The sequence below is a fragment of the Ruminococcus intestinalis genome (genome assembly GCF_014288065.1).
GTDB classification, from domain to species: domain Bacteria; phylum Bacillota; class Clostridia; order Oscillospirales; family Acutalibacteraceae; genus Ruminococcoides; species Ruminococcoides intestinale_A.
Map to the genome: position 1 here is coordinate 252,582 of NZ_JACOPS010000001.1, position 20,441 is coordinate 273,022.

20 protein-coding genes are annotated in these 20,441 nt (G+C 39.7%); 18 read left to right on the plus strand and 2 right to left on the minus strand.

Annotated elements, in window-relative coordinates:
- Window positions 1-6 precede the first annotated feature (6 nt).
- Window positions 7-1,014, minus strand: coding sequence for a DUF2804 family protein (locus tag H8R91_RS01230; protein WP_022235361.1), 1,008 nt, complete (start codon window positions 1,012-1,014; stop codon window positions 7-9).
- A gap of 143 nt (window positions 1,015-1,157) precedes the next feature.
- Here H8R91_RS01230 and H8R91_RS01235 point away from each other — a divergent pair, with 143 nt between their 5' ends.
- The 14 genes from H8R91_RS01235 to H8R91_RS01300 all read left to right on the plus strand — a co-directional run bounded on the left by H8R91_RS01235 (window position 1,158) and on the right by H8R91_RS01300 (window position 14,538).
- Window positions 1,158-1,511, plus strand: a complete 354-nt coding sequence (locus tag H8R91_RS01235) for a hypothetical protein (RefSeq protein ID WP_186934559.1) — start codon at window positions 1,158-1,160, stop codon at window positions 1,509-1,511.
- A 122-nt stretch (window positions 1,512-1,633) separates the two neighbouring features.
- On the plus strand, window positions 1,634-2,146 hold the full coding sequence (gene ruvC, locus H8R91_RS01240) for a crossover junction endodeoxyribonuclease RuvC (RefSeq protein ID WP_022235363.1): 513 nt from the start codon (window positions 1,634-1,636) through the stop codon (window positions 2,144-2,146).
- Window positions 2,143-2,733 carry a Holliday junction branch migration protein RuvA gene (gene ruvA / locus H8R91_RS01245; protein WP_186934560.1) on the plus strand — a complete coding sequence of 197 codons (591 nt, stop codon included), beginning with the start codon at window positions 2,143-2,145 and terminating at the stop codon, window positions 2,731-2,733. The genes ruvC and ruvA overlap by 4 nt, the downstream gene beginning before the upstream one ends.
- A 3-nt stretch (window positions 2,734-2,736) precedes the next feature.
- Window positions 2,737-3,828 carry a Holliday junction branch migration DNA helicase RuvB gene (gene ruvB / locus H8R91_RS01250; RefSeq protein ID WP_186934561.1) on the plus strand — a complete coding sequence of 364 codons (1,092 nt, stop codon included), beginning with the start codon at window positions 2,737-2,739 and terminating at the stop codon, window positions 3,826-3,828.
- A gap of 41 nt (window positions 3,829-3,869) precedes the next feature.
- Window positions 3,870-5,219, plus strand: coding sequence for a phosphoglucosamine mutase (gene glmM, locus H8R91_RS01255; protein ID WP_186934562.1), 1,350 nt, complete (start codon window positions 3,870-3,872; stop codon window positions 5,217-5,219).
- The gene (locus H8R91_RS01260) at window positions 5,219-6,082 is read left to right on the plus strand and encodes a class I SAM-dependent rRNA methyltransferase (protein WP_178586389.1); all 864 of its coding nucleotides are present in this window, start codon (window positions 5,219-5,221) and stop codon (window positions 6,080-6,082) included. The genes glmM and H8R91_RS01260 overlap by 1 nt, the downstream gene beginning before the upstream one ends.
- 3 nt (window positions 6,083-6,085) lie before the next feature.
- Entirely contained in the window at window positions 6,086-6,931 is an 846-nt protein-coding gene (locus H8R91_RS01265; protein WP_022235367.1) for an energy-coupling factor transporter ATPase, read from the plus strand.
- Complete coding sequence (locus tag H8R91_RS01270) at window positions 6,928-7,788, plus strand: energy-coupling factor transporter ATPase (RefSeq protein ID WP_022235368.1); 861 nt, start codon at window positions 6,928-6,930, stop codon at window positions 7,786-7,788. Before H8R91_RS01265 ends, H8R91_RS01270 begins: the two co-directional genes overlap by 4 nt.
- Window positions 7,788-8,600 carry an energy-coupling factor transporter transmembrane component T family protein gene (locus tag H8R91_RS01275; protein ID WP_186934563.1) on the plus strand — a complete coding sequence of 271 codons (813 nt, stop codon included), beginning with the start codon at window positions 7,788-7,790 and terminating at the stop codon, window positions 8,598-8,600. Before H8R91_RS01270 ends, H8R91_RS01275 begins: the two co-directional genes overlap by 1 nt.
- Window positions 8,570-9,337, plus strand: coding sequence for a tRNA pseudouridine(38-40) synthase TruA (truA, locus tag H8R91_RS01280; protein ID WP_186934564.1), 768 nt, complete (start codon window positions 8,570-8,572; stop codon window positions 9,335-9,337). Before H8R91_RS01275 ends, truA begins: the two co-directional genes overlap by 31 nt.
- Window positions 9,338-9,367: 30 nt before the next feature.
- Window positions 9,368-10,717 carry a DUF5711 family protein gene (locus H8R91_RS01285; protein WP_186934565.1) on the plus strand — a complete coding sequence of 450 codons (1,350 nt, stop codon included), beginning with the start codon at window positions 9,368-9,370 and terminating at the stop codon, window positions 10,715-10,717.
- 12 nt (window positions 10,718-10,729) lie between these two features.
- Window positions 10,730-11,395: a CvpA family protein gene (locus tag H8R91_RS01290; protein ID WP_186934566.1), complete on the plus strand. Its 666-nt coding sequence runs from the start codon at window positions 10,730-10,732 to the stop codon at window positions 11,393-11,395.
- Between the two features lie 21 nt (window positions 11,396-11,416).
- The gene (locus H8R91_RS01295) at window positions 11,417-12,025 is read left to right on the plus strand and encodes a CDP-alcohol phosphatidyltransferase family protein (protein WP_186934567.1); all 609 of its coding nucleotides are present in this window, start codon (window positions 11,417-11,419) and stop codon (window positions 12,023-12,025) included.
- A gap of 167 nt (window positions 12,026-12,192) precedes the next feature.
- On the plus strand, window positions 12,193-14,538 hold the full coding sequence (locus H8R91_RS01300; protein ID WP_186934568.1) for an ATP-dependent Clp protease ATP-binding subunit: 2,346 nt from the start codon (window positions 12,193-12,195) through the stop codon (window positions 14,536-14,538).
- Window positions 14,539-14,662: 124 nt separating this feature from the next.
- Here H8R91_RS01300 and H8R91_RS01305 read toward each other — a convergent pair whose 3' ends face one another.
- On the minus strand, window positions 14,663-16,039 hold the full coding sequence (locus H8R91_RS01305; protein WP_022235375.1) for a glycine--tRNA ligase: 1,377 nt from the start codon (window positions 16,037-16,039) through the stop codon (window positions 14,663-14,665).
- A 244-nt stretch (window positions 16,040-16,283) separates the two neighbouring features.
- Between H8R91_RS01305 and H8R91_RS01310 the strand changes: the two genes are divergently transcribed.
- From H8R91_RS01310 to H8R91_RS01320, 4 genes are all read left to right on the plus strand, one after another.
- On the plus strand, window positions 16,284-18,041 hold the full coding sequence (locus H8R91_RS01310) for a dockerin type I domain-containing protein (protein ID WP_186934569.1): 1,758 nt from the start codon (window positions 16,284-16,286) through the stop codon (window positions 18,039-18,041).
- Window positions 18,042-18,356: 315 nt separating this feature from the next.
- Window positions 18,357-18,575 carry a helix-turn-helix domain-containing protein gene (locus tag H8R91_RS12370; protein ID WP_366477113.1) on the plus strand — a complete coding sequence of 73 codons (219 nt, stop codon included), beginning with the start codon at window positions 18,357-18,359 and terminating at the stop codon, window positions 18,573-18,575.
- A gap of 122 nt (window positions 18,576-18,697) precedes the next feature.
- Window positions 18,698-19,006, plus strand: coding sequence for a DUF1292 domain-containing protein (locus tag H8R91_RS01315; RefSeq protein WP_375792794.1), 309 nt, complete (start codon window positions 18,698-18,700; stop codon window positions 19,004-19,006).
- A 106-nt stretch (window positions 19,007-19,112) separates the two neighbouring features.
- Complete coding sequence (locus tag H8R91_RS01320; protein WP_186934571.1) at window positions 19,113-20,438, plus strand: MATE family efflux transporter; 1,326 nt, start codon at window positions 19,113-19,115, stop codon at window positions 20,436-20,438.
- The last annotated feature ends 3 nt before the right edge of the window (window positions 20,439-20,441 follow it).

Genomic DNA, 20,441 nt, shown 5'->3' on the forward strand with positions numbered 1-20,441 from the left:
TTGTTATTAAAATTCATTAAATACCATATGTGCGGGAATATTGTCAAGTACAAGCGGTGCGTCATAATCGTAACGCTTAAGTTTTCCGAACAATACGCCGAATGTGACGGAAGTGTTGTCCATTTGTGCAACCATAGCTTTATCGCCGATTTTGTTAGGTTTAAATGTTATGTCGACTGCTTCAATTCCGCCTTTAAAGTACCACGGACGGTCAATTCTGCCGTCATTATTTTTTACTTCGATTTTATATAACTTGTGCAATTCTCCGTTAAGGAAAAAACTGTTCTCACTGCCGTTGCGGTTGTCGCCGACTCTGCTTGCGAGATTAAGCGAAAAACGGTTTTCGCCTCTCATATAATCTGCTGTAAGTCGCTGGTAGCTGTGAAGTCTTGGCTTTGAATAATATGTGCTGTCAATATAAACAGAGGTGTTTTCTTCTTTTAGCGTATATTGTGATTTGCCGACTTTTATTGTGCCGCTTGCGCTGAATACAGGCATAAAGCGTTTGAAATAAAAGTACTTTCTGTCACGCTCAAACGGTGCAACCTGGTCTAAAATATCACCGCTTTTGTCATCTATATTAAATTCAAAACTTAAATCTGCCTTTCCGCCGAAGTCGTAGAAGTTACATTTTACGGTGCGTTCGTTTTTAACCTTTACTACGGCAAATTCAATGCGCTTGTCTGAAAAAACAAGCTGTCCGCTCTCTTTGCTTTCGGGAAGTTCTGTTCTGCCGAGAAGTTGTTTTTTGTAGGCAAAATCGGAAATTACATTGCCGTTTTTTAAATTTGCAAGTGCTATTTTTATGTAAAAATCAAGACCTGAGTTTTCTGTGGAAATATAAAGCGAAACTTCTCCCGTACTTAAAAAATAACTTACGCTCTCTTTTATGTGTTTATTCTGTTTACTTAGTTCTTTGTTAAAATTAAAATAAGGTTTTTTGGCCCAACCGGCACACATTACCTCTCCGTTTTCTTCAAAAATATTTTGTGGCATGGTATATTCATACTGCAAAATTATCCCTCCAAGTTTTTATGTGCATACAAATATACTATATCATAAACAGATAATGCTTTTCAAGAAAAATAACAAATTTGTAAGACGGTTATATAAAATATTTTTTGTAATATATTTTGTAAGAGAAGGGAGAGGTGTTTGTGAAAAAGTTTTTTGCTGTTTTTGTCTGTATAATTTGTTTTATTTTTTGCTCGTGTACTGCCGATACCTCCGGAGAAAGCTACGAGCTTACAAGTGAAAATTGGCACGGCGTGCTTAAAGGCGGTGCGGAGGTGAGTTTGAGCTTTTCTGATAATACCGCCAAACTTACTCTGAAATCGGGTGAGGACAAAATCACAATTGACGGTTTATATGTAATTGATGAAAACAGATTTATTATATTTAATCAGGAGTTTAAGCAGAGCTACAATTTTGATTATACGGTAAGCGGAGATAAACTTACTCTCAGTTATTGCGGAAATCAAATTGAAATTGAAAAACAGGTCGAAAATTAATTTATATTTTTCAAATTAAAGAGCATTTTTATTGATAATTAGATTGTTTTGTGATATAATGCTAATTATTATGCGGTAGTATAGGCTAAAATGACGATACTGCGATTTTGGGAGGTAGTGCCTTGGTAATTTTCGGGATTGACCCCGGCTATGCAATAGTCGGTTGGGGTGCAATCGGTTTTAAATCAAATACCTATAAGGCACTCGGCTTTGGTGCGGTTGAAACGCAGGCAGGTATGGATTTTAATTACAGACTTGAGTATATTTATGATGAAATCTTTAATGTGCTTAATCGTTGCCGCCCCGATGCGCTTGCAATAGAAAAACTGTATTTTCAAAACAATCAGAAAACGGCAATTATGGTTGCGGAGGCAAGAGGAGTTATTCTGCTTGCCGCACAAAAACTGAAAATACCGATTTACGAATACACGCCGTTGCAGGTAAAAACTGCCGTTACAGGTTACGGCAAGGCAAAAAAGCCGCAGGTTATGGAAATGACACGCAAACTTTTGCATTTGTCGGAAGTGCCGAAACCCGATGATACGGCGGATGCACTTGCGATAGCTATTTGCCACGCTCAGGCGGCAGGTTCGGCACTTAGAAGAACGATGTTTGAAAGGAGAATAGGGGAATGATTTATTCGGTAAGAGGAAAACTTATACATACGGAAAATTCTGCGGCAGTAGTTGAGTGCGGCGGAGTAGGTTACCTTTGTCAGACTACAATGAATACCCTAAAAACGCTCAAACTTAATTCCGAGGTAACTCTTTATACCTACCTTAATGTGCGTGAAGATGCAGTCGATTTGTTCGGATTTGCAACTCAAAACGAACTTGCAACCTTTAAAACACTTATAAGCGTAAGCGGAGTCGGTCCTAAAGCGGGACTTTCTGTTTTGTCCGAACTTACCGCAGAACAGGTAGCTATGGCTATAGCGACCGATGATATAAAAACAATTACAAGAGCGCAGGGCATAGGCAAAAAAATTGCCCAGCGCATTATACTTGAACTTAAGGACAAGCTTGCAAAATCAGAACAGACTCAATCGGGCAATGTACAAATGCCGCAGACTGCCGGCGGAAATGTTCCGAAGGCAATCGAGGCACTCGGTGTGCTTGGCTATACACCTGCTGATGTTTCGCCTGTTCTTGCAAATTTTGACGCAGGTTTGCCTGTTGAACAGCTTATAGCAATGACATTAAAACAGATGGGAAGAAATTGATAAATGAGTAAACCGGAGTTTTCGGATGAATTTGACTTTGAAAACAGAATACTTGATACATCAGAAATCCCTGAAGACAATATAGAGGGAGATAATCCTTTGCGTCCGAAAACCCTTTCGGAGTATATCGGACAGGAAACCGCAAAGGAAAATCTTAAGGTTTTTATTGAGGCTGCAAAAATCAGAGGAGAGTCGCTTGACCATGTACTTTTATACGGCCCTCCCGGACTCGGTAAAACAACACTTGCGGGAATTATTGCAAACGAACTCGGAGTTTCTTTAAGAATCACCTCCGGTCCTGCAATAGAAAAACCGGGTGACCTTGCCGCCTTACTTACAAACCTCAATCAGGGCGATGTGCTTTTTATAGATGAAATTCATCGTTTGAGCCGTTCGGTAGAGGAAATACTCTATCCGTCAATGGAAGATTTTTCAATAGATATTATTACGGGTAAGGGTCAGATGGCAGCTTCGTATCACTTGCCTTTGCCTAAATTTACGCTTGTAGGCGCTACAACAAGAGCAGGACAGCTTACAGCGCCCTTGCGTGACCGTTTTGGCGTAATTTTAAGACTTGAATTATACACGCCGCAGGAACTTGCGGAGATTGTAACACGAAGCGCAGGTATTCTTGATATAGAAATCAAACCTGACGGTGCGCTTGAAATTGCGTCACGCTCAAGAGGTACACCACGAATTGCAAACAGACTTTTAAAGCGTGTGCGTGACTTTGCACAGGTTATGTCTGACGGAATTATTACCTGCGATACGGCCCGTCTTGCTCTTGAAAGACTTGAAATTGACGAACTTGGTCTTGACAGAAACGACAGACGCCTGCTTGAGGCTATACTCAATTTCTACAACGGCGGCCCTGTCGGAGTTGAAACCCTCGCAGCGGCAATCGGTGAAGAGGCGGTAACCATTGAAGATGTTTACGAGCCGTATTTACTTCAAATCGGTTTTTTAAGCAGAACACCGAGAGGCAGATGTATTACGGCGGCGGCTTGCCGTCATTTGGGGTACGATTTTCCAAAGGGTGCGGTAAACGCAATGCCGACACAACCTAATCTTTTTGATAAAAACTCACAAAATTAATAAATACAACTTTAAATACAAAACTTGGAGGAAAAACTATTATGGGAAGACTTTTTGGTACAGACGGCGCAAGAGGCGTGGCTAATACAGAGCTTACAGCCGAGCTTGCAATGAATATAGGCAGAGCAGCCGCAATGGTGCTTGTAAACGATGAAGTTAAGCATCCGACAATTCTTATCGGTAAAGACACAAGACTTTCGGGCGATATGCTTGAGGGTGCGCTTATTGCAGGTCTTTGCTCGGTAGGTGCAAATGTTAAACTTTTAGGTGTAGTTCCTACTCCGGCAGTTGCTTATCTTGTAAAGAAATACAATGCAGATGCAGGTGTAATGATTTCTGCATCTCACAACCCGTTTGAATTTAACGGAATCAAAATTTTCAGTTCAGAGGGATACAAACTCCCGGATGACCTCGAAAACAGAATCGAAGAAATCGTACTTGACCACGCAGTTCCGTATGCGACAGCAAATGACGGCGAAATCGGCAGAGTAGATACTCTTGAGTCTGCAGTTGATGATTATATTAATCATGTTGCAGAGGCTGTCGGCGAAGATTTAAGCGGTATGGAAGTTGCTCTTGACTGCTCAAACGGTTCATCTTCAAGAACCGCCGAAAAGCTTTTTACAAAACTCGGCGTTAAGGTTCATATGCTTTTTGACGAGCCTGACGGTATTAATATCAACAAAGACTGCGGTTCAACCCATACAAAGAAATTACAGGAATATGTACGCAAAAATAAGCTTAGTGCAGGTCTTGCTTTTGACGGTGATGCAGACAGATGTCTTGCGGTTGACGAAAACGGTAATCTTGTTGACGGTGACTTCCTCATTGCTATTTGTGCAAACGATATGATGAAGAACGGCAAACTTAAAAAGAATACAGCCGTAGGTACTGTTATGACCAATATGGGCTTTTCAAAATTCTGCGAGGCTAACGGCATTGATTTTGTTTCCACAAAGGTCGGCGACCGTTATGTACTTGAGTCAATGCTCCAGAACGGCTATAATATCGGCGGCGAGCAGAGCGGACATATTATTTTCCTCGACCACTCAACAACAGGTGACGGTGAACTTTCGGGTGCTATGCTGCTTTCAATTATGAAACGCACAGGCGAAAAACTAAGCGACCTTGCAAAGATTATGGAGCGTTATCCGCAGGTACTTATCAATGTTAAGGTAAGCAACGAAGGCAAACTTTCTTTCTATACGGATAAGGAAGTTAAAGCGGAAATTGATCGTGTAACGGAAATTCTTGGCGACACGGGCAGAATTTTAGTTCGTGTATCAGGTACGGAACCACTCGTAAGAGTTATGCTTGAGGGCGAAAATCTTGAGCAGATTCAGACTCTTGCAGAAGAGGCAGCACAGGTAGTAAGGGAAAGATTGGCATAATGCGTTTATCTGAAAATTGGAAGGATTATGAGCTTATTGACGCTTCTGACGGAGAGCGACTTGAGCGTTGGGGCAATATTATTTTAATTCGTCCCGATCCGCAGATTATCTGGTCAACAGAAAAGGAAAATCCGCTTTGGTATTCGGCTCACGCACGCTATCACCGCAGCAACAAAGGTGGAGGCAGCTGGGAGCAATACAAAAAAATCCCCGCACAATGGAGTATAAATTACGGTAGTCTTACATTTAACATAAAGCCTATGGGATTTAAACACACGGGTGTTTTTCCCGAGCAGGCTGTGAATTGGGACTTTGCCGCAGAAAAAATAAAAAAAGAGGGCAGACCTCTTAAAATATTAAACCTTTTCGGCTACACCGGCTGTGCAACGCTTGCGTGTATGAAAGCAGGTGCAAGCGTATGTCATGTAGACGCTTCAAAAGGTATGGTACAGTGGGCAAAAGAAAACGCTGTATCAAGTAATATTGCCGACAAACCCGTAAGATGGCTTGTTGACGATTGTGCAAAATTCGTTCAGCGTGAAATCAGAAGAGGCAACCGATATGACGGTATCATTATGGATCCGCCGTCATACGGAAGAGGTCCGGGCGGTGAAGTTTGGAAACTTGAGGAACAGCTCTATCCGTTGGTTGAACTTTGCAGACAGGTTATGTCAGATGACCCTGCTTTCTTTATTCTTAATTCCTACACAACAGGTCTTTCGCCTGCGGTTATGGAGTATTTGCTCGGCGTTTTGCTGAAAACAAAATTTGGCGGTAAGGTTTCAAGCAGCGAAATCGGATTGCCTGTAACTGACACAGGACTTGTTCTGCCGTGCGGCTCAACAGCTATCTGGGAGAAGTAATTAATGAAGTTTATCTCTATTCAAAATATATTTTTTTCTTATATGTCCGAAGACGAGGGCCAGCCTATAGTAAATGCAGTTGACGGTGTGTCTTTGGAAATAGAAAAGGGCGAGTTTGTAGCCTTGCTTGGCCATAACGGATGCGGAAAATCAACTGTCGCCAAACATCTGAATGCAATGCTTGTTCCCGACAAAGGAAAAGTATTTGTTGACGGCGACGATACGGCAGATGAAGAAAAAACTCTTGATATTCGTAAAAAGGTAGGTCTTGTACTGCAAAATCCCGACAATCAGCTTGTAGCAAGCGTTGTTGAAGAAGATGTTGCTTTCGGCCCGGAAAACCTCGGAGTTGAACCGTCTGAAATAAGGCGTAGGGTTGATGACGCACTGAAAGCCGTTGATATGTACGATTTCAGAAAAGACGCACCTTACAAACTTTCGGGCGGTCAGAAACAAAGAGTTGCTATTGCGGGCATACTTGCAATGCAGCCTGACTGCATCGTACTTGACGAACCTACCGCAATGCTTGACCCGAACGGCAGAGAAGAGGTTATGTCAACCCTTTTAAAATTGAATAAAGAAAAAGGTATTACCGTTGTGCTTATTACACATTATATGGATGAGGCGGTACTTGCCGACAGAGTAATTGTAATGGACAGCGGTAAGGTGCTCACAGAGGGAACACCCGACAATGTTTTTTCACAGGTTGAACTTTTGAAAAAGCACAGACTTGATGTTCCGCAGGCAACAGAACTTGTCTACCGACTTATCGGCTGCGGTGCGAAGATTGACAAAATGCCGCTTGACAGTGACGAATGCGTCGATTTGCTTATGGAGGTGTTGAAATGAGTATCCTTGAACTAAAGAATATTTGCTACACCTACGGAGTAGGAACACCTTTTGAAAAAAAGGCGGTTAATGATGTCAGTTTTTCCGTAAATAAGGGAGAACTTATCGGAATTATCGGTCATACCGGTTCGGGTAAGTCAACGCTTGTGCAAATGCTTAACGGACTTATGAAACCGACAAGCGGTCAGGTTTTGCTTGACGGAGTTGATATATGGGACAAGCCAAAGGAAATTCGTAAAATACGCTTTAAAGTGGGTATGGTTTTTCAGTATCCCGAATATCAGCTTTTTGAAGAAACCGTATACAAAGATATTTCTTTCGGCCCTTTCAACAAAGGACTTTCACAAGAAGAAATTGATAAAGAAGTTCGCAGAGCCGCAAAATTTACGGGCATAAAGGACGAACTTTTGTATAAATCACCTTTTGACTTGTCGGGCGGAGAAAAGCGCAGAGCGGCTATTGCCGGTGTAATAGCAATGGACCCTGATGTACTCGTGCTTGACGAACCGACGGCAGGACTTGACCCGATGGGCAGAGATGTACTTTTAAGTCAGATAGTACGCTATCACAAAGAAAGACAGAACACGGTTCTGCTTGTTTCTCACAGTATGGAGGACATTGCCCGTGTGGCAGACAGAATTGTGGTTATGAATAAATCAAAGCTCGTTATGTTTGACGAAACTCAAAAGGTTTTTGCGAGAGGTGACGAGCTTGAAAAAATAGGTCTGCGTATTCCGCAGATAACAAAAATAATGTCACAGCTCAGAAAAAGGGGAGTAGATGTGCCTGAGGGCATACTGACTGTTGATTCAGCGGTTGATTACCTTCTTCCTTTTATAAAAAAGGAGGCAAGGTAATGGTAAGAGATGTAGCTTTCGGCCAGTATTTCCCCGCAAAGAGCCTTATACACAAACTTGACCCACGAGCAAAAATTATTATGCTTATTGCTTTTCTGGCGCTTGTGTTCTGCACATTTAACTATGCGGCTCTTGCCGTTGTGGCAGTATGCACAGCCGCTATAGTTCTTATGAGCGGAGTGCCTGTAAAGTTTTATTTTAAAAGTTTAAAAATTATTATTTTCATAGTAATAGTAACTTCAATATTAAATCTGTTTTACGGTACGGGAGATCCGATATGGCAGTGGGGAATAATTAAAATTACGGTCAACGGAATTAACCGTTCCGTGTTTGTAACGGTTAGAATTATTTGTCTTATTCTTGCAAGCTCTGCTCTTACTTTTACAACATCTCCGACAGAGCTTACGGACGCAATCGAAAGATTGATGAAGCCTTTAAATAAAGTACATTTTCCTGTACACGAAATTGCTATGATGATGTCGCTTGCACTGCGATTTGTGCCTACTTTGCTTGAAGAAACCGATAAAATTATGCAGGCACAGAAAGCAAGAGGAGCAGACCTTGAGGGCGGTAATGTTATTGCACGAATAAAAGCATTGATTCCTATTCTTGTTCCGTTGTTTGTTTCATCGTTCAGAAGAGCGTATGACCTTGCAACAGCTATGGAATGTCGTTGCTATCACGGCGGCGAGGGCAGAACAAGAATGAAGAGTATTCATATGGCAAAACGAGATGTTATCGGTTTGATAACAGTTGGACTTGTAATTTGCGGAGTGGTTTTATGCAACATATTGATTCCGGCAGCACTTTAAGGAATTTTAAACTTACAATTTCATATGACGGCAGGCAGTTCCACGGTTGGCAGATTCAGAACAACGCAATGACTGTGCAGGAGGCTTTTCAGACTGCATTGTCTAAAATTATCGGTGATGATTTTGATTTAAAAGGGTGCAGCCGTACGGACAGCGGAGTTCACGCAAATATGTACTGTATAAGCCTTAAAACTTCACATCCGATTGCCGATGTAAGGTTAAAAGCGGCATTAAACCGATGGTTGCCGCTTAGTATTGCGGTGCTTGACTGTGAAGAGGCAGACATTGATTTTCACGCAAGATACAGTTGCACAAGCAAGGAATATATTTATAAAATATGGAACACTGAAGTGCGAAATCCGTTTCTTGACGGTTATGCTCTTCATTACAGATATAAGCTTGACGAAGATATGCTTAACGGTGCGGCGCAGGCTTATGTGGGTACTCACGATTTTACTTCTTTTTGCACTCTCGACAGCAGAGAAAAAGGAGATATGACACGAACAGTAAAAGCTTTTTCGGTTACAAGAGAGGGTAATCTTGTAACTATGAAAGTAGAGGCTGACGGATTCCTTTATAATATGGTAAGAATTATGGTCGGTACTCTTTTAAGGATTCAGCAGGGAAAGATACCTGTTGACGGAATTGCGGGTATAATCGAAAAAAAAGACAGAAAATTTGCAGGCCCTACAGCACAGCCCTGTGGTCTGTATCTTAACAGGGTTAATTACGATTAAGGGGTTATTTACCTGAAGGAGTGAACAGAAATGTTTTCCGGTAAATTTGAGAAATCTAAAGATAATTCAAAAACAAAATCAAAACCAAAGTCAAAAGGTCATCGCTTTGCCGAAACAAAAGCAAAAAAGACTGACCGTGATGTTATAAGTTACGAAGATGTACCGCTTGAGGACTATGAACTTGAAAAAACAGAAATGTCGCCTGCGGCAGTTAAGAAAATAATTATTTCCGTATGTGTGGTACTTGCGGCAGGACTTGTAGTATTTGCTTTTGCCAACAGAGACAGACTTTCGCCCGAAAGTATTGCAAACTGGTGGACATACGATGTACTCGGCAATGCGGGTAACGGGTATCCCGTATCTATTACGGGAACAGAGGTTAATACAAATAACTTTGTGCTTTCTGACGGACACATAGCTTATGCATCTGATACTTCCTTTGTCACTTTAAATTCATCGGGAAGTGATATATTCAGTACACAGCTTAAGTATTCAAAGCCGATTCTCGTAAGCAACAAAAATATGTTCCTTACATATGACCTCGGCGGTAAAGGATACGAAGTAAACTCGCTTGATAAGCAGCTTTTTGCATCAAATACGGATGATGATATTTACACTGCAGATATTGCATCTAACGGTGTATATGCAATTGTTACCGAGGGCAACGGTTATCTTTCTACACTTTTGGCTTTTAATAAAGATAATAACAGAATTTTTAAATATTCTTTTTCGGAATATTATATTACTTCGGTTACATTAAACAGTAACGGTACAGGTTGTGCCGCAACGGGTATAACTACTGAAAACGGTAAAGTCATTTCCGCAGTATATATGCTCGATTTTTCAAAGCAAGAGCCTGAACAGGTTATAAAAATTGACGGTGATGTAATTATCGCATCAAAATATTTGACCGACAACAGAGTTGCACTTGTGGGCAATACAGCGTCTTATGTTGTAAAAAAAGGCGATGAGAATTTTGTAACAAATTCTTATGAGTCAATGACACTTTCAAATTATTATTTTAATATGGATACATTGACATATGCGGTTGCACTCTCAAGAAGCGGCGACGGCAGAAGTTGCTCGGTTTATACATATGATTCAAACGGCTCTCAAAAATCTAAAATCGATACAGACAGCAAAGCTGACGCCATTTCGGTTTACAAGGACAAAATCGCTTTGCTTGACGGAAATACCGCAAATGTTTACAATACAAGGGGCGATAAAGTATTCGCAACCGAAACGGGCGCAGGTTCTAAAAATATAATTCTTTCTTCCGATACTACAGCTTATGTGCTGAGTGTAAATCAGATAAGATTTATTGAACTTAACAATAATCAGAAAGCAACCGAGAAAGTTGCGACTGATGATAAAGCCTAAAGAGGGGAATTTATGATACTTGACATAATTTTTCTTGCTGTTATAATTATCTTTATTATCAGCGGAGCAATCAGAGGCTTTGCAAGAGCAATTATGAATATAGCTGCGGTTGTAGCTTCGGCTATACTCTCAAATTTGCTTTCGGGTGTAATATCGGACTGGATTTTTAATTCTTTTGTCAGAAATGATTTAATAGCAAACCTCAACAATGCGGTAACAAATACAGAAATTTCCGTAAACAGTGCACTCGGCGATTTGCCGGGATGGGTGTCTTCTATAGTTTCTTTTTTCTGCAACCTGTTTAATTTTGATGAACAAAGACTTGTAGATTGCTTTGTGGGAACGGCATCAACAGCTAAACTTACAGCCGTTCAGGTTACCGATAATTTTGTAAAACCTATTGTAACGGGTATATTCTCATTTTTTATTGCAATAATATTATTTATACTTTTGATAATTATTTTTAAATTGATTATTAAACTTGTAAATAAATTATTTGAATTACCTGTAATAAGTCCGATTAACAGAGTGCTCGGCGGTGTTTTCGGTGCTGCCGAGGGTATAGTTGTTGCTTTAATATGCCTTGCAGTGCTTGCGGTAATAATGGACTTTACAAATTCAACCGCTGTGCTCAATGAGGGAATAAGCGGAGTTGCTTTTTCAATTTTCAAACGCTGAATATAATAAAGGGGAATGAAAATGGACAACGAAAATAAAAAGATAATTAAGCAAAAATCAGATTTATGGACAGTACCGAACATACTTACATATTTGAGATTTGCACTTGTCGTACCGTTTGTTATTTTGTTTTTAAATGAAAAATATTTGGAGTCAGCAATATGTATTGGTTTGTCGGGTATTTCGGATTGTCTTGACGGATTTTTTGCAAGAAAATTAAATCAGGTAACTCAACTCGGAAAGTTGCTTGATCCTATTGCGGATAAAATTACTTTAATTTCAGTTATGTTTTGTATGGCTTTTTATGCGCCTAATGTAATACCGATTCTTGTAGTCTTAATAGCAAAAGATGTGGCAATGCTGATTGGCGGTGTTTCTCTTTTAAAAAGGAAAATAACTCCTCCTGCCGCCGAATGGTTTGGTAAACTTGCAACAATAGTTTTTTATTTTGCTGTATGTATAATAGTCTTTTTAAAGGCGGTTATTAATTACGAAAATTTGTTAATAGACGATATTTTACTTTCGATTACAGCTGTTGTTATGCTTTACGCTCTTTACAGATATGCTAAGATTTATATGGCACTTATAAAAGAGGACAAGGCAAAAAAGAAAGAAAAAAGCAAACAATAATCTCATTTTACTAAAAAATTTAGAAAAAACGACAAAAAAGAATTGCAAAATTTTCTGTTATGATATATTATATATGGTAATAGATTTAAATAGTGTTTAATTTTAACGATGTTTAAACTTGCGGTATTGTTTATCGCTTAAATAATTTATGTATAAAGGAGCAGACTATGCTTTGTAGCAGATGCGGAAAACGACCTGCTGTCGTTTTTGTTTCAACAAACAATCCACAGGATGAAGCCACAAAGGGTTATTGCCTTACTTGTGCAAAAGAGCTTGGCATAAAGCCTGTTGAGGACTTAATAAATAAGATGGGAATTTCAGATGATGATCTTGAAAATGTGCAGGATCAGATGGATTCCCTTATGGAGAATATGGGTGAAAACGGCGACCTTTCTCAACTTATGCAGCAGCTTGGTGCAGACAACCTTGCTGAAAGTATGGGCGAGTTAGGCGAAGACGGAGGCAGTGAGGACGATGATTTCTCACACGGCGCACCGACATTCCCGGCTTTCTTCAATAATATTTTCGGTGCTAAAAACGGTGAAAACAATACCGACGGTTCCGCTAAGAGCGGCGGCAAAAAGAAAGAGAAAAAAGATAAAAACAGAAAACACCTCAACCTTTATTGTGAGGATCTTACCAGAAAGGCAAGAGAGGGCAAAATTGACAATATTGTCGGCAGAGATAAAGAAATTGAGCGTGTTATTCAGATTCTTTCACGCCGTACAAAGAATAACCCTTGTCTTATCGGTGAGCCGGGTGTAGGTAAAACAGCGATTGCAGAGGGGCTTGCTTTAAGAATTGCAGACGGCAATGTTCCGCAGCGCCTTAAGAATAAAGAAATTCATCTTCTTGACCTTGCTTCACTCGTTGCGGGAACACAGTTCAGAGGACAGTTTGAAAGCCGTATTAAAGGACTTGTTGCCGAAGTTAAGGAAAACGGAAATATTATTCTTTTCATTGATGAAGTACATACACTTGTCGGTACAGGTGATAATGAGGGAACAATGAATGCTGCCAATATTCTTAAACCCGCACTTTCAAGAGGCGAGGTTCAGGTTATCGGCGCAACCACATTTAACGAATACAGAAAATATATTGAAAAAGACTCTGCGCTTGAGAGGCGTTTCCAGCCTGTAAAGGTAGGCGAACCTACTATTGCGCAGACTGTTGACATTATTGCAGGCGTAAAAGGATATTATGAACAGCATCACCATGTTACTGTTGATAATGAAATTGTACGCAAGACTGTTGTGCTTTCAGAGAGATACATTACAGACAGATTCTTACCTGATAAAGCAATCGACCTTCTTGACGAAAGCTGTGCGTGTGCCGCTCTCCGTAATAAAAATATGGAAAAACACGACAAACTTATTGACGAACAGCAAAAACTTAATTTGCAGAAAGAGGCAATCTCCACTGCTGATGAAATCGACTACGAAAAACTTGCAAATGTAAATACCGCTCTTGCAAGAGTTGATTCTGAACTTTCAAAAATTGACCCTGAAACCCTTGTTTCTAAGGTTACAGAAGAAGATATTGCTACAGTAATCGAATTATGGACAGGTATCCCTGCATCAAGAATCAGAGAAAACGAACTTGCTAAACTTGCAGGTATTGAAGATGCTCTTAAAAAGAAAATTATCGGTCAGGACGAGGCGGTGGAAGTTCTCGCATCTGCAATTAAACGCAGCAGAGTGCAGATTTCTCCAAGACGCAGACCTGCATCGTTTATTTTCGTAGGTCCTACAGGCGTCGGTAAAACCGAACTTGTAAAGGTACTCAGTCAGGAACTTTTCGATACTCCTGAAACTCTCATACGACTTGATATGTCGGAATTTATGGAGAAACACTCCGTGTCTAAGATTATCGGTTCACCTCCGGGATATGTAGGTTATGACGAGGCAGGACAGGTTACGGAAAAAGTAAGACGCAGACCGTACTCCGTACTTCTTTTCGATGAAATCGAAAAAGCACATCCTGATGTACTCAACATTCTTCTTCAGATTCTCGATGAAGGTAAAGTTACAGACGCGCACGGCAGAGCAGTAAACTTTGAGAATACTGTAATTGTAATGACTTCTAATGCAGGTTCGGCAAATAAAGAGAATGCTCTCGGCTTCGGTAAGTCATCGGAAGAGGCATCTAAAGAAAAGGTAATGAAGGCTCTTTCAGAGTTTCTTCGCCCAGAGTTTATTGCCCGTGTTGATGAAATCATTGTATTTAACAGCCTTAAGGAAGATGATTTTGTAAAGATAGCCAACCTTATGCTTTCAGAGTATGTTCCTACAATGGAAGAAAAGCACATCAAGTTTAGCTTTGATGAAAAGGCTTGCGAGTACCTTGCAAAAAAATCTTGCAACGGCAGCAGTGGTGCAAGAGATCTTAGAAATACTATCAGAAGAGAAGTAGAAGAAAAGATTGCCAACGCAATGATTGAGGCAGGCTCGGCATCGCTTTCAGCAATTAATATTACATCTGACGGCGAAAGCATTAAACTTGAGTCGGTTTAATAAATTTATTTATAGTTAATAATTAAAGGAGCTGTAAAAAACAGCCTAAATAAAAAAAGACTGCATTTCTACCTTTCGGTTATAATGCAGTCGTTTTTTTATTTGATCTTATTTGCTAAGAAAATCAGAATTTGATTTTTTCTGCAATGTACTCGTTAAGTTTGTCGATAGCAACTCTTTCTTGAGCCATTGTGTCACGATCACGGACTGTCACGCAGCCGTCATCAACTGATTCAAAGTCATATGTGATGCAGAACGGTGTACCGATTTCGTCCTGTCTTCTGTAACGCTTACCGATTGAACCTGCATCATCGTAATCAACCATAAAGTCTTTGGCAAGCATATCATAAACTTCCTGTGCTTTATCGTTGAGCTTTTTAGAAAGAGGAAGAACAGTTGCCTTGAACGGTGCAAGTGCAGGGTGGAGGTGGAGAACAACTCTTGTGTCTTTCTCGTCGATAACTTCTTCATCGTAAGCCTCAACCACAATTGCAAGGAACAGACGCTCAACACCGAGTGACGGTTCAATTACATATGGAATGTACTTTTCATTTGTCTGTGGGTCAAAGTATTCAAGTGACTTGCCACTTGTCTTCATATGCTGTGTAAGGTCATAGTCGGTTCTGTCAGCAACGCCCCAAAGTTCGCCCCAACCGAATGGGAAGAGGTATTCAAAGTCTGTAGTAGCTTTTGAATAGAAGCAAAGCTCTTCTTTTGCATGGTCACGAAGTCTTAAGTTTTCGGCTTTCATACCAAGCGAGTAGAGCCAGTCACGGCAGAAACCTCTCCAGTATTCAAACCACTCAAGGTCTGTACCCGGCTTGCAGAAGAACTCAAGTTCCATCTGCTCAAATTCACGAACACGGAAAATAAAGTTGCCCGGTGTAATCTCGTTTCTGAAAGACTTACCGATCTGCGCAACGCCGAAAGGTACTTTCTTACGGCTTGTTCTCTGAATGTTTGCAAAGTTTACGAAAATACCCTGTGCAGTTTCCGGACGAAGATAAATTTCGTTTTTGCTGTCCTCTGTAACACCCTGGAATGTTTTAAACATAAGGTTGAACTGACGGATATCTGTAAAGTTGTGCTTACCGCACTGTGGGCAAGGAATTTGCTTTTCTTTAATATATTCAGTCATTTTCTCGTTTGACCAGCCGCTTACATTTGTACCGTCAAAATCTTCGATAAGGTTGTCTGCACGGTGACGGGTTTTACATTCCTTACAATCCATAAGCGGGTCAGAGAAACCGCCGAGGTGACCCGAAGCTACCCATGTCTGCGGATTCATAAGAATTGCAGAGTCAAGCCCTACATTATACTTGTTTTCCTGAACAAACTTTTTAAGCCAAGCCTGCTTGATATTATTCTTGAGAGCCATACCGAGTGGGCCGTAGTCCCATGTGTTTGCAAGTCCGCCGTATATTTCCGAACCCGGATATACAAAGCCTCTGCCTTTACAAAGAGCAACAATTTTGTCCATAGTCTTTTTTGAATTGTCCATATCTGTAACCTCATTTCAAATATTTACAAAATCATATACATAAAATTATACTATTAAATAATACTACAAACTGCCGCTTATGTCAATTAAAATGTGGTAATATACTTTTATTTAGTTGTTAAAATAGTTGTTAAAATTTTGATAAAAAATTTATTAATTTATATAAAATGCCTTGCATTTCTTTAAAAAATAGTGTATAATAATTATACTCACAAATTTGAGTAAATAAAAGGAGGATTTTCCAATGAGAAAAACAAATAAGGTTCTCAGTCTTACAGTTGCAGGACTTATGGCATTTTCTACATCTGCCGTAACCGCTTTTTCAGTATCAGCAGCTGAAGATGTAACCGACACAAAAATTTATTTTGAAGTTCCGACCGAGATTTGGGCAGACGCTTTAGTAAAAACAGATGTAAGTGCACTTAAGGTTTACGCTCATACATATGCAGTTGCCGGAGACCCTGATTATAAGGAAACGTCATGGCAGACAAAGGGTGAGGTTTGTAAATATGTCAGTGGCAACATCTATTCGTACGATATTGATGCAAAATATAAAAGAACGCTTAAAGATGGTGCGGATTATGTAGCTATTTTCTCAATTGTAGGCGACAAGGGCTATCAGACATGTAATGTAACCATGGGCAAGTCATGCTACGGCGATACAATCGTTGTTACAGGCGAAACATACGAAAACTCTCAAGACTCACAGAAAAAGGACTATAGATCAGTTTGGAAGAGCAAAGCTAATGCCGCTGTTTACGGTCCTAAGCTCGAAATCACATCAACAGGTCGTGTAGTAGGCGAGAGCATTCCTACAAGTATCACAGCTGAAGAAATGGTAGCTCAGTTCCTCCATGACTATGGTGTAAAGAATGCTTCTATCCTTACTCCTGAAAAGGTACAGGAAACTTGTGCAAACGAGTTCATCAAAGCAGCTCCTAAGGATGTTTACGATTTATATGTATCTAAGTATGCCGACGAGCTTGCTGATCCTGAAGCATATCCTAACACAGCATCTGCTGAAAAAATTGCTGAATACCTCGGCGTTACACCTGAAGCTGAATCTACATATGTAGTAGCAGGTTCAGAAGAACTTTGCGGTGTTTTATGGAAGGGTAGTCCTGCTGAAGCACCTGAAAATGTAATGACAAAGAATGCTGACGGTACATATACAAAGGTATTTAGCGGAGTTGCTCCTGCTGAAAAGCTCCAGATTAAAGTTGTAGAAAATACAGCTGACGGCGAGCAGAACTGGATTGGCGATGCTACAGGCAATAATATAACATTTGATGTAACAGATACATGTGATGTTACTGTTACATACAACCCATCAACAAGCGAAATTACAGTAACAGGCGATGCAGTAAAGCTTGTTACAGATATTGTAATCACAAGTATGCATGCTGTTGGTAACGGTGATCCTGATGATGAATCATGGTTAAACGGTGCAGCTTGGGATGAGACAGCTAATGAGATGGAGCAGGTTGCAGATAAGGTTTATGAGATTACATATCACAATGTAACTGCGTTTGACAACTACCAGGTTAAGTTCGCAGCTAACGGCACATGGGCTGACAGCTGGGGCGGTGCAGAAGAGAAATTCACACCTGAATCCGGCGTTGCATTTGACGCTGTATACAATGGTGAGAACCTCACTGTAAATGTACCATATGAGCTTGCTGATGTAACACTCAGAATTGACCTTTCAAACTTCAACTATGCTACAAAGGCAGGTGCAGTTGCAACTGTTACTGTTACAGATGCTGTACCTAAGACATATATTGGCGATGTAAACGGCGACGGCAAGATTGATGCTAACGACGTCACAACTCTCCAGATGTATATTGCTAAATATGCTGATGTAACTGTTAATGAGGCAGTTGCTGATGTTGACGGCAATGGCAAAATCAATGTTCTTGATGTAACTGCTATCCAGAAGTATGTTGCAGGCGGTTTTGACGGAACAGGCAATGCAGGCAAGGTTCTTGAGAATATTGCTTAATCTGCTGATTAAATAAAATAATTTATTAAATTTCAGGCGATGGCTCAGGCTGTCGCCTGTTTTTATAAAAAAATACATTAAAAATAATCTCTTGATTTAAAGTTGACTTTAAGTTGTAATATAATATTGTAAAAATAAAGTATATTATATCTATCATATTGGTGGTACTTATGTCAAAGCTTTTAACTGTATATTATTCGCAAATTGTAAAATGAAGATGAAAGAATAAAAAAGAATATCCATAGAAACGATTTCGTAGTAGAATTAACTTACCACACCCAAATTCGAAAGGAATCGTCACTATGGATACACTTAATTTTACACCAACATAAGAAAGGTCACCATTTAATAAGAGAAGAACGATACTATATATCAATCAGGCTTAATATAGACCACCGGTCGTTTTACAAAATAGCAAAAGAACTTCATCGTCCATACAATACAATCAAACAAGAAGTACAGTGTGGAACGGAGTATTTGTATACAGGAACGGATTTTATGTGTGACGGCGGAGCAACCGCAAGTTATTACTAAGGCCCTTTAAAACCGAATAATTGATAAAAACACAGCTGTCAAAAAGATAGCTGTGTTTTTTATATTTTACTTGATTTTATCGGCATTTTAGGCTATACTTTTATTAAATGAAAAAAGACAGGGTGATATTTTTGGCTGATAAGAATAAATCTGTTCAGAACGAATTTAACGAAGACGGTGCTTTGATTGCTTTGACAGACGAAAACGGCAAAGAAGTTGTTTTTGAAATTCTCGGCGTTGTTGATTATGACAATGATGAATTTGCTGTTTTGATTGAGAACAGCGCAAATGCTGATGAGGTTGTTATTTTCAAGATTCAATCTCTTGATGATGAAAACGAAGAATTTGTCAGCATTGAGGACGAAGAGCTTTTGAATAAGGTTTTTGAGCTTTTTAAAGCTCAGTATGACGGCTATATGAAATTTGAATAATGCCAATTATTAAACGGATTTTTAATAATTGAAAATGTATTGATTCTGACTTGCCAAAAGCCGATTTTTATCTGACTGTTGGCAAGTTTTTTGTATGGAGGTCATTGTGGATTTATTAAATGACAGTGTAAAAAATTTATATTTCAGGTATCTTTTTCCGTCAATGGGCAGTGCTGTTGTAGCGTCTGTATATTTGATGACTGACGCTGTTGTAATAGGCAAAGGAATTGGCGATAACGCACTTGCGGCGCTCAATATGACAACCCCGATAATCAGCTTTATGCTGTCAATCGGTATATTGTTTGGTATTGGCGGCTCGGTGTTATTCAGTGTACATAAGGGTACGGGTGATGACGAAAAAGCAAATAAATGCTTTACCACAGCTTTGCTCGGTGTTTTGACGGCTGCGATAATTATTTGCGTGTTATTTAATATTTTTGACAAGCAAATACTTTCGCTTATGGGTGCAAAAGACGAACTTTTTGATTTGGCTTTTGATTATGTACGGTTTTATTACTATTTTGCAATTCCGAGTGTGTTGGTTAATTTTTGTTCCGCTTTTGTACGAAGTGACAAAGACCCTAACCGTGCCATGATTGCTGTTACAGCCGGCGGAATTGTCAATGTAGTGTTCGACATTGTTCTTGTTTATCCTGCGCAGATGGGAATGGCAGGTGCGGCTATTGCGTCGGTATCGGGTATTACGGTTCAGTGGTTGGTTTGTCTTACTCATTTTCTTTCAAAGAAAAATACAATCAGAATATCTAAACCGATTAAGGTATTAAAAAATACTTTTCAAATTCTAAAAGGCGGTTTGTCTGGATTTATTACCGAACTTTCAAATGCGATTATTATATTTGTATTTAATTTACAATTGTTAAATTATTGCTCAAATGCGGAGCTTGCCGTGTATGGTGTTCTTGCAAACTGTGCAATACTTTTCAATGCTTTGTTTGTGGGTGTAGGTCAGGCTGTACAACCTGTTTCGGCATTCAACTTTGGTGCAGGGCAGAACGGCAGAATAGCAAAATTGCGTAAATATGCCTACTCAACAGTGCTTATAATGGGCGTTGTTTTTGCATTATCGGGAATACTTTTCCCTGAATTAGTTGCATCGTGCTTTATCGACCTTACAGATGCAACACGAGAGGTAACTAAAACCGCTATGCCGATTTACTTTATTGCGTTCTTTGCAATGGGTGTAAATGTGCTTTCAACCTACTATTTCCAGTCATTGATGAAAGGCGGTTATTCGCTTGCGGTGTCAATGCTTAGAAATATTATTATAAGTTCGGTTTTGCTTATTACATTGCCTATGCTTTTCGGCGGTTTTGCAATATGGTTTGCAATTCCGATTACCGAGGCAGTTGTTGCGGTTATAAGTTTTATATTACTAATTAAGAACAATAAACAAATGAAATCAAAAGTATAATGG

Excerpts from the sequence above, each read along its gene's own strand:
- ruvA (WP_186934560.1), top strand. The coding sequence starts at position 2,143 with ATGATTTATTCGGTAAGAGGAAAACTTATACATACGGAAAATTCTGCG.
- ruvB (WP_186934561.1), top strand. The coding sequence starts at position 2,737 with ATGAGTAAACCGGAGTTTTCGGATGAATTTGACTTTGAAAACAGAATA.
- glmM (WP_186934562.1), top strand. The coding sequence starts at position 3,870 with ATGGGAAGACTTTTTGGTACAGACGGCGCAAGAGGCGTGGCTAATACA.
- H8R91_RS01260 (WP_178586389.1), top strand. The coding sequence starts at position 5,219 with ATGCGTTTATCTGAAAATTGGAAGGATTATGAGCTTATTGACGCTTCT.
- H8R91_RS01265 (WP_022235367.1), top strand. The coding sequence starts at position 6,086 with ATGAAGTTTATCTCTATTCAAAATATATTTTTTTCTTATATGTCCGAA.
- H8R91_RS01270 (WP_022235368.1), top strand. The coding sequence starts at position 6,928 with ATGAGTATCCTTGAACTAAAGAATATTTGCTACACCTACGGAGTAGGA.
- H8R91_RS01275 (WP_186934563.1), top strand. The coding sequence starts at position 7,788 with ATGGTAAGAGATGTAGCTTTCGGCCAGTATTTCCCCGCAAAGAGCCTT.
- truA (WP_186934564.1), top strand. The coding sequence starts at position 8,570 with ATGCAACATATTGATTCCGGCAGCACTTTAAGGAATTTTAAACTTACA.
- H8R91_RS01285 (WP_186934565.1), top strand. The coding sequence starts at position 9,368 with ATGTTTTCCGGTAAATTTGAGAAATCTAAAGATAATTCAAAAACAAAA.
- H8R91_RS01290 (WP_186934566.1), top strand. The coding sequence starts at position 10,730 with ATGATACTTGACATAATTTTTCTTGCTGTTATAATTATCTTTATTATC.
- H8R91_RS01295 (WP_186934567.1), top strand. The coding sequence starts at position 11,417 with ATGGACAACGAAAATAAAAAGATAATTAAGCAAAAATCAGATTTATGG.
- H8R91_RS01300 (WP_186934568.1), top strand. The coding sequence starts at position 12,193 with ATGCTTTGTAGCAGATGCGGAAAACGACCTGCTGTCGTTTTTGTTTCA.
- H8R91_RS01305 (WP_022235375.1), bottom strand. The coding sequence starts at position 16,039 with ATGGACAATTCAAAAAAGACTATGGACAAAATTGTTGCTCTTTGTAAA.
- H8R91_RS01310 (WP_186934569.1), top strand. The coding sequence starts at position 16,284 with ATGAGAAAAACAAATAAGGTTCTCAGTCTTACAGTTGCAGGACTTATG.